The organism is Planktotalea sp. (assembly GCF_039984035.1).
Taxonomy (GTDB): Bacteria; Pseudomonadota; Alphaproteobacteria; order Rhodobacterales; family Rhodobacteraceae; genus Planktotalea.
Genome location: NZ_JBDWVM010000303.1, coordinates 1 through 7,705, shown reverse-complemented (window position 1 = coordinate 7,705; position 7,705 = coordinate 1). Strand labels below are relative to the sequence as shown.

Annotated in this window: 7 protein-coding genes; 2 read left to right on the top strand and 5 right to left on the bottom strand. The window is 53.8% G+C overall.

Going from position 1 to position 7,705, the window contains the following annotated elements; genetic code table 11:
• Positions 1-1,458 (top strand): trimethylamine methyltransferase family protein (locus ABJQ89_RS13880; protein ID WP_348496785.1); only part of this gene is annotated, 1,458 nt, incomplete at its 5' end.
• Between the two features lie 53 nt (positions 1,459-1,511).
• Here the strand turns inward: ABJQ89_RS13880 and ABJQ89_RS13875 are convergent.
• The 4 genes from ABJQ89_RS13875 to ABJQ89_RS13860 all read right to left on the bottom strand — a co-directional run bounded on the left by ABJQ89_RS13875 (position 1,512) and on the right by ABJQ89_RS13860 (position 5,153).
• On the bottom strand, positions 1,512-2,624 hold the full coding sequence (locus ABJQ89_RS13875; RefSeq protein ID WP_348496784.1) for an S-(hydroxymethyl)glutathione dehydrogenase/class III alcohol dehydrogenase: 1,113 nt from the start codon (positions 2,622-2,624) through the stop codon (positions 1,512-1,514).
• Positions 2,625-2,699: 75 nt separating this feature from the next.
• Positions 2,700-4,328 (bottom strand): alpha-D-glucose phosphate-specific phosphoglucomutase, encoded by a 1,629-nt coding sequence (locus tag ABJQ89_RS13870; RefSeq protein WP_348496783.1) that lies wholly within the window; start codon positions 4,326-4,328, stop codon positions 2,700-2,702.
• Between the two features lie 371 nt (positions 4,329-4,699).
• Positions 4,700-4,939: a DUF1127 domain-containing protein gene (locus ABJQ89_RS13865; protein WP_348496782.1), complete on the bottom strand. Its 240-nt coding sequence runs from the start codon at positions 4,937-4,939 to the stop codon at positions 4,700-4,702.
• A complete protein-coding gene (locus tag ABJQ89_RS13860; RefSeq protein ID WP_348496781.1) occupies positions 4,929-5,153 on the bottom strand; it encodes a DUF1127 domain-containing protein in 225 nt (74 codons plus the stop codon). The genes ABJQ89_RS13865 and ABJQ89_RS13860 overlap by 11 nt, the downstream gene beginning before the upstream one ends.
• Positions 5,154-5,284: 131 nt before the next feature.
• Between ABJQ89_RS13860 and ABJQ89_RS13855 the strand changes: the two genes are divergently transcribed.
• Positions 5,285-6,199 (top strand): LysR family transcriptional regulator, encoded by a 915-nt coding sequence (locus ABJQ89_RS13855; protein WP_348496780.1) that lies wholly within the window; start codon positions 5,285-5,287, stop codon positions 6,197-6,199.
• Between the two features lie 32 nt (positions 6,200-6,231).
• On the opposite strand, the gene cysG is transcribed toward ABJQ89_RS13855, so the two are convergent.
• Positions 6,232-7,626 (bottom strand): siroheme synthase CysG, encoded by a 1,395-nt coding sequence (cysG, locus tag ABJQ89_RS13850; RefSeq protein WP_348496779.1) that lies wholly within the window; start codon positions 7,624-7,626, stop codon positions 6,232-6,234.
• Between the last annotated feature and the right edge of the window lie 79 nt (positions 7,627-7,705).

Genomic DNA, 7,705 nt, shown 5'->3' with positions numbered 1-7,705 from the left:
CCCGCAATAAACCCAGCGCCGCCAGGCCAAGCTGGTGGCCTTTATCGACCGCTGAGTGAAAAAGACCTTCGCGACATCTATTCAACGGCGCTTCGTTTGCTCGCAGAGCTCGGCATGGGCGAGGTTCCACAACGCCTTTGGAACGATCTCATAGCCGCTGGGGCCAATGATCTTGGCAATGGGCGCATTGGCCTGCCAAATGCGCTAGTCGAAGATGCGATTGCACGCGCGGCAAAGTCCTTTGTGCTACATGGCCGTGACCCTGATCGGTCCATCGAAGTTGGTGGGGATCGCGTGTTTTTTGGCACAGGCGGCGCCGCTGTAAACACCTTGGACATAGATAGCGGCCTTTATCGCCCCTCCACTCTCAAGGACTTGCACGATTTCACGAGGTTGCAAGACACGCTCGACAACGTTGCTTGGTTCACGCGGTGTTGCATCGCAACGGACGTTCCCGAACCACTCGATCTTGATGTGAACACGGCCTATGCGCTGCTGAAAAACACAACAAAACCCGTCGCGACGGCCTTCACTTTGGCAGATCACGTTGATCCGATTGTTGCGATGCTCGACATTGCTGCGGGCGGCGTTGGCGAATTTGCCAAACGCCCCTTTATCAAGACACATATCAGCCCTGTAATCTCTCCCATGCGGTACGGCGAGGACGCTGTGGATGTGGTCTATAAATGCATCGAACATAACATTCCCATGTCGTGCATAACAGCCGCCCAAGCGGGCGCGACAGCCCCTGCCACGCTCGCGGGCTTTCTCGCCCAGTCCTTGGCAGAGACCTTAGCGAGCCTTGTGATGGTCAACGTCATCTCGCCCGGCTTTCCGATGGTGTTTTCCAACTGGCCCTTGGTCATCGACTTGCGCACTGGCGCGTTTGCTGGCGGCGGCGGCGAAACCACCCTGCTCAACGCAGCTTCGGCGCAGCTGTCCAATTGGCTCGGCCTGCCCTCTGGAGTGGCCTGCTCAATGACCGACGCCAAAGCGATTGATGCGCAATATGGCGTTGAAAAAGGGATGACATCGCTTGCCGCAGCTTTGGCTGGGGGCAACCTAATCTATGAAAGCTCAGGCATGATGGCCGCCTTACTTGGGGCCAGCTTTGAGGCGTTTGTTTTAGATGATGACATGCATGCCATGACCTACCGCACGCTACGGGGCGTCGAGGTCAACGAGGAGAATTTGGGGTTTGAAACTATCTGCGCATCTATCTTGGGCGACGGGCATTTCTTGGGGTCGGATCAAACCCATGCCGCGATGGAGCGCGATTATCATTATCCGAAACTCGCGGATCGCGAACAGCCGCGAACGTGGGAAGAAAACGGCGCGGAGGATGCTTGGAGCCGTGCGAACGCACGTGCGAAAACCGTTCTCAATGACCACCATCCAAACTATCTCAGTTCGGAACAAGACGCTCAAATCAAAGCGATGTTCGATATCCTTGAATAGAAAAAGGGCCGAAGGAACGCCTCCGGCCCTTTACTTAAAACATTGTGATTACTTTAGAATTCCACAACGGCACGGATTGATTTGCCCTCATGCATAAGGTCGAAGCCGTGGTTGATATCTTCCAACTTCAACTTGTGCGTGATCATCGGATCGATCTCGATCTTCCCGTCCATGTACCAATCCACGATCTTGGGGACATCTGTGCGACCAGAAGCGCCGCCGAACGCTGTGCCGCGCCATGAACGGCCCGTCACCAGCTGGAAGGGGCGCGTGGAAATCTCTGCGCCCGCGGGGGCCACACCGATGATGATGCTTTCGCCCCAGCCTTTGTGTGCCGCTTCCAGCGCGGTACGCATGACGCCGACATTGCCTGTCGCGTCAAAGGTATAGTCAGCACCGCCGCCTGTCAGTTCGACCAAATGCGCAACCAGATCGCCCTCAACTTCGGACGGATTTACGAAGTCCGTCATGCCAAAATGCGTCGCCATTTCAACCTTGCCCGCGTTTAAATCAACGCCGACAATTTGATCCGCGCCGGCAAGGCGTAGACCCTGAATAACATTCAGGCCAATGCCGCCCAAACCAAAGACAATCGCGGTGGAGCCGATCTCAACCTTGGCCGTGTTGATCACAGCGCCGATGCCCGTCGTTACGCCGCAGCCAATGTAACAAATCTTGTCGAACGGCGCGTCCTTGCGCACTTTGGCGAGTGCGATTTCTGGTACAACCGTGTGGTTCGCGAAAGTGGAGCAGCCCATGTAGTGATGGATGGGCGTACCATCAAGCATCGAAAAGCGCGTGCTGCCGTCAGGCAAAAGCCCTGCGCCTTGGGTTGCTCTGATCGACTGACACAGGTTGGTCTTAGGGTTCAAACAATACTCGCATTCGCGGCATTCCGGGGTGTACAGCGGGATCACGTGATCGCCGACTTCGAGGCTTGTCACACCCTCGCCGACTTCGATGACAACACCTGCGCCCTCATGACCTAGGATTGCTGGGAAAATACCCTCAGGATCATCGCCAGAACGGGTGAATTCGTCTGTGTGGCACAGACCTGTCGCTTTGACTTCAATCAAAACCTCGCCCGCACGCGGGCCTTCGAGGTTCACTTCCATTACTTCAAGCGGTTTTCCCGCCGCAACGGCAACAGCTGCTTTCGTCCGCATTTCATTGTCTCCCAGTTTCGCCAGTCTTTGGCGCATTATTAATCACGAATTCGGAACCTTGTCGCGCAAAAGCGCTTAAGTGATCACGTCTGGCGTGATGCGTCCGATGGTGTCTTGCATCTTGCTAAACTCAAGCGCGGCCCCAAACACGCCTTTCAGCGCCACTTGTGTGTCTTTCGCGACATCGCCGTTAAGTCCTGAATATTGCTCACAATACAGCCGCAAAGTCGCGCCTTGCGTCCCTGTTCCAGACAGTCGGAAGACAGCGCGTCCCCCGCCCTCAAACCCAAGACGAATGCCTTGATTGAGGCTGACCGAGCCATCGACAGGATCATCATAGCTAAATTCATCCGCAGAACTGACAGCTAAGCCATTCGCGCTCTGCCCCGCGAGTTCGGGCAAAGCCGCGCGCAAATTATCCATGAGCGTATTGGCTTTGTCGCTTTCGACAGCTTCGAAATCATAGCGCGAGTAATAATCGCGTCCAAAGCGCGTCCAGTGCTCGTTGACCAGATCGAGAACCGATTGTTTGCGCACGGCCAAAATGTTCAGCCAGAGCAGCACAGCCCAGAGACCATCTTTCTCGCGAACATGGTTTGAGCCTGTGCCTGCGCTTTCCTCACCACAGATCGTGACCTTGCCGGCATCGAGCAGGTTGCCGAAGAATTTCCATCCTGTCGGCGTTTCATATGCGCCAATGCCTAAGGTTTCGGCAACGCGGTCGCTGGCCGCGCTGGTCGGCATGGATCGAGCGATCCCAGACAAACCACCCTTATAAGCAGGTGCCAAATGCGCGTTCGCGGCCAACATTGCCAAACTATCGGAGGGCGTCACATAGATCCCACGTCCAACAATCATGTTGCGATCCCCATCGCCATCAGACGCCGCGCCAAGATCAGGGGCCGCATCGGACATCATCAAATCCATCAACGGTTTTGCCCAAATCGGATTGGGATCAGGATGGCCTTTGCCAAAATCTTCGAGCGGGATACCATTTTTGACAGTGCCCTTGGGCGCGCCAAGGCGGTCTTCCAAAATGGCATGGGCATAAGGGCCGGTCACCGCATGCATCGCATCAAAACACATTGTGAATCCGTCTTGGAACATGGCTTTGATCGCTTCGAAATCGAACAGCTCTTCCATAAGGCGCGCATAGTCTTCGACGGAATCTACGACTTGCACCATCATTCCAGCCATATCGCTCGTTCCGATTGCAGATAAATCAACGTCATCTACAGCAGCGATCTTGTATTCTGTAATGCTCAACGTTGCCGCGAACATCTTTTCGGTCAGTCCTTCAGGTGCAGGGCCACCATTTTGGGCGTTGTATTTGACGCCAAAATCTTCATCGATGCCGCCCGGATTATGGCTCGCGGACAGAATGAAACCACCATCGGCACCATTTAGGCGGATCAGGTGAGACGCTGCGGGCGTAGACAAAATACCATTCTGACCAACGATGACCTTCGCCACGCCATTGGCAGCAGCTATCTTGAGAATGGTCTGGATCGCCTCTTTGTTAAAATAGCGACCGTCACCGCCAACAACCAACATTTTTCCATCGCCGCCATCAATCGCGGTAAAGGTTGCTTGAATGAAATTTTCCAGGAACTTCGGTTCCATGAACACGCGGGTTTTCTTGCGAAGCCCTGACGTGCCTGGCTTTTGGCCTTCAATCGGCGAAGTTTCTTTTGTTTCAAACATCTTTGCGCAGTCCCATCAATAGATTGCCGTTCCCAGAAGTCGTTAGAGGATACGAGCTAAATAATGTCTTTTCACAGCCTCTGCCCCCAATGATCAAGGGCTATGGCATGAATTGCGCAATTGTTTACGACAAAATCCCGTTTCGAGACCGAAACCGGATTCACTTTTGCAAAAATTTTGGGAGTGTTGGAAGCAAAATGAGCCAGCATCTATGGGAGGAGGAGGTGATGCTGGCTCGTCTTGCTTTGACACCCTTGGGTGTCGTCGCCGGTGTTGGCATACTCTGGGAGGAGCGAGTACCAACACTGTTCTGTGCAATCGCGTAAAATCACGCAAAGGCCGTTTGTATCTTCAGCGCGAGGCCGATCAGTTTATTCATTCGCCATCAATTTGTTAGCGTAGTCAGCAATCTCAGAGCGTTTGATACCGACCTCTGAAAGCTGGTGATCAGTCAGCGAATTCAACGCTGAGATCATACGCGCGTGTTGCATGCTTTTCGTCATCGTTGACAAGCCGTTGCCGATTTTTGCGAAAATACCAACGAGCGCTGCAACTGGGTGATGGATTGCGTGGTCAAGGCCTGACGCAGTTACATTTGAATTAGCAGTCATATGCCGCCTCCATTGCGATGCGCCGGATAGAAGCGCGTGGAATTCCAAGATCCGCGAGTTCGCGGTCGTTTAGGGAGATAAGTTCAGAGCGCGTTTGTTTGTAAACTTTACGACGGGCGCGATTGACGCGCATCTGCTCCAACTTCTGATGAAAGAATGTGCGGCTAGCCTCGAAAGTGACGTCGAGCACATTGTTTGATTGTACAAATGCCATGTTGTTTCCTCGTGTCTTGCTGCTATGCAGAACTCATGCTGCACTGCAGAAGTACGACACAGCGCTAACGCTAACAACTCAGATAATTGGCATACCGGCTATGTCATTTCGGCATAGAAAGATCAAAAACTATGGAAATCGCCTCTCAAATGCTGATTTTTGCCTCTGTTGTAGAGAAAGGCAGCATCTCTGCTGCAGCGCGGCAAATGGGACAAACGCCCTCCGCTGTGAGCAAGCAAATCAGCGTATTGGAAGATCAAGTTCGCTATCGATTGCTCAATAGAACACGCAACGGCGTTCTCCCGACGCAAGAGGGTCAGGCCTTTTACGAAAAATGCCGTGATATGGCGGAAAAGTATCACGAAGCCAAAGCCCTCGTCTTTAATTTGGACGGCATCCCACGCGGTAAGCTCAGAATTGCCTCAAGCGTTGCCTTTGGCAAATCTCAACTCATTCCCGCATTACCAAAATTCATGGAAGAATATCCCGAAATTGAGGTCTCTCTTGATGTGACCGACAGGGATGTGGATTTGCAGAGTGAGGGATTTGACGCAGCAATTTGTTTCGCCGAACAATATCAGCGTCCCGACATCATGTTACGCCGCATAATGAAGAGCCATCGCGTGCTTTGCGCTGCGCCTGACTATATCGCGCGCAATGGTATGCCCCACAGCTTCGACGATCTTGAAGCGCACAATTGCCTTCGTATTTCGGGGAAAAACAGCCGAAACTCTTGGCGTACAACGCCTAATGCATGTGACGATCGGTTTGTCGCGCAAGGTAGTTTTGAAGGCAATAGCACCGATGTGATCTATCGCGCGACCTTGGCTGGCCTCGGGATTGCGCGTTTGCCGCGCTACATGGCCGATCAGAAGTTCCTGAGCGGTGAATTGGTCCATGTGATGCCGGAATATGCGCCGCCCAGCACTGACATCGCGGTGATCTTTGCAGATCGTCGAAATCTGGCACCAAAAATCCGCGTCTTCGTTGACTTTCTAGTGCGCAATTTCCGCCAGTCACCTGAACTCAAAGCAACAGGAACTTAGAGACGAATTCAGTTCACTAAACAGTTCTTGGCTTAAAGCAGCTTAACCAGCTCACCCTTTGTTTCCGCTTGGCCAAGATCGTTTGGCCAAGTCAGAAACAAGATCGCCGGATTGGCAATGTTGTTATTTTCGATTGTCTCGACCAACGTTGAGGGGCGGCATTTCGCGATCACTTGATCCGCTTGTTGCGCCCGCGAAACGATATCGATCTCAATCTGGGTATCTAAGCCAGCATCAATCAAGTGTTGCGCGGTTTTGTCAGCAGTTCCCACGCCCATATAAACAGCAACCCGTGTTCCGGGGTTGAGCATGTTCATCCAATCTGGGTCTTTTCCTTGATCCTTGGATTGCCCCGTTGCCAGCACCAACGTGTCACAGGTTCCCCGCTCTGTCAGAAAACCGCCCAAAGCAGCTGAAGCGGCGCTTGCCGAGGTCACGCCCGGCACAATCTCATAGGAAATGCCTGCCGCATCCAGCGCGTCTACTTCTTCCGCACCGCGTGCAAAAACTCCCGGATCACCACATTTCAAACGCACGACACGTTTTCCCTGCTTCGCAGATGCAACCAAGACGCCAGAGATCTTTTCTTGTGGCCAATGATGGCAACCAGGTTCTTTGCCGACATAGACACGCTCCGCATCGCGGCGCGCAAGTTCCAGAATTTCTGGATCGACCAAACGATCATAATAGATGACATCCGCTTCTTGCAGACGTTGAACACCGCGCAGAGTGATCAGGTCCTTTGCCCCCGGACCCGCGCCCACAAGCGCGACCGAGCCTTCGGCCTCAAGTCCGAAATCAGCGGCATCTATGGCATGTTTGATCATCTGCGCCGCTTCGCGTTCCCCGCCGCGAGCATGAGTTTCACGTGCGGGGCCAGAAAACACCCAGCGCCACAGATCGCGACGATCACGCGGACCAAGACGCGCTGCAGCGCGATCACGCAGGCGTCCAGCGAGCGCTGCCAGATCACCAAGGCGCGGCTCTAGCGCCTGTTCCATACGGGTCTTGATTTGCCGCGCGAGCACAGGAGCGGTGCCTTCCGTGCCAATCGCAACAACGACAGGGGAACGATCCACAATCGAGGGGGTCAAGGCATCGCAAAGATGCGGCTGGTCCACAACATTGACCGTCGCCCCAGCGGCCTTCGCAACGCTGTGCAAACTCGCATCAACACCAGGGCATCCGCTTGCGATAAACACAAGCGACGTGTCTGCGAATGAAGCTGCGGTGATCGCACCAGTCTGCCAGTCGATACGCCCTTGGGCATGAAGATCGCTCAACTCAGGATCAAGAGCAGGCGCAAGGATCATAATCGCCGCATCAGTTTTTAGGATCAAACGACATTTCTGCGCTGCTTGCTCGCCGCCGCCAGCGATGACAACGCGGCGACCTTGCATTTGCAAGAACATTGGGAAGGTTTTCATGTCGTCGTCCTTATCTGGGTTGCGCCAGTTTTGGCGCGTGCCTTGTTTTCAATCCGCTTAGCTCAAGCGGTTCAGCCAA